The organism is Escherichia sp. R1 (assembly GCF_003000935.1).
Taxonomy (GTDB): Bacteria; Pseudomonadota; Gammaproteobacteria; order Enterobacterales; family Enterobacteriaceae; genus Escherichia; species Escherichia coli.
Genome location: NZ_PSRU01000081.1, coordinates 1 through 840, shown reverse-complemented (window position 1 = coordinate 840; position 840 = coordinate 1). Strand labels below are relative to the sequence as shown.

Here is an 840-nt window from a genome sequence, read left to right as displayed (position 1 = left end):
GCTTTAACCAGTCCTTCTGATGTCACCGAAGCTGGCGGGGCCGTGAATAACGCCTGAATTTCATAGTTTGGTCTGTCGTTACAATCCTCTTTTGTCGGGACATATTTCCAGTCACCAACCCACTGCTTCCCCTGAAAGTCTGTAACGCCTTTTTTCACGTAGCGATATCGCCATGCCACTGGTTTTGCCTGCCCTACCTTTTCATGCCCTTCCTGATAATTAATCTCGCTCATTCATCGCCCCACTCATCACAATATGCTTCGACCGGTGTTTTCCCTGCTTCATAATCATCACGCCATGCTTCAGCATCAGCGGCACTTCCACCGCGTAACTCTGCATAATCCATTAACAGTTCATGCCATTCTTCAAAACTGGCGTTATATTTAGTTGAACCAAAATCAGCCATTTTGTTCTTCCTCTTCGTCTTTTATTTCGTGGTATGAGTAATTGCAGTAGTTAAAGAAAATATCTTTAGCTTCATCCTGTATTTCATCTGGTGTTGCATCATCATCCACTTCGAATTCATCCTCGAAATCTCCACCGGCTATTCCCGTTTCAATAATTATTTTGAATTTTCGCATTTCACTACCGCCCTTTCGGACGGCCTCCTGATGTTCTGAGGGTGCAGAAATCCCTCCGGTTAAGGATTTGATTTTATTTACAGTGCTAAATTTAATTATTCAGTTCTGGATTTTGTCGCCCTGCATATCCGCGCTTTCGCGTTACGCTCAATCTAAATTAACTTTTCTATATTTTTCCGCCTTTCCTGTTCCTCCTGGCGCAATAGCCTTACATCATCTGCCAGTCTGGTTTCTCTTTTCGCCACAGAGAGCATCCAGT

Annotated in this window: 3 protein-coding genes; all 3 read right to left on the bottom strand. The window is 43.8% G+C overall.

Annotation, left to right across the window (positions count from 1 at the left end; all coding sequences use genetic code 11):
* On the bottom strand, positions 1–233 hold a 233-nt coding region (locus tag C4F37_RS27175; RefSeq protein ID WP_033561618.1), incomplete at its 3' end, for a hypothetical protein.
* Entirely contained in the window at positions 230–406 is a 177-nt protein-coding gene (locus C4F37_RS27670; protein WP_000753053.1) for a hypothetical protein, read from the bottom strand. The genes C4F37_RS27175 and C4F37_RS27670, both read right to left, overlap by 4 nt.
* A complete protein-coding gene (locus C4F37_RS27170) occupies positions 399–581 on the bottom strand; it encodes a DUF7167 family protein (protein ID WP_001224665.1) in 183 nt (60 codons plus the stop codon). The genes C4F37_RS27670 and C4F37_RS27170 overlap by 8 nt, the downstream gene beginning before the upstream one ends.
* Positions 582–840: the final 259 nt, after the last annotated feature.

Coding starts and splice junctions, on each gene's coding strand:
- C4F37_RS27670 (WP_000753053.1), bottom strand. CDS start 406: ATGGCTGATTTTGGTTCAACTAAATATAACGCCAGTTTTGAAGAATGG.
- C4F37_RS27170 (WP_001224665.1), bottom strand. CDS start 581: ATGCGAAAATTCAAAATAATTATTGAAACGGGAATAGCCGGTGGAGAT.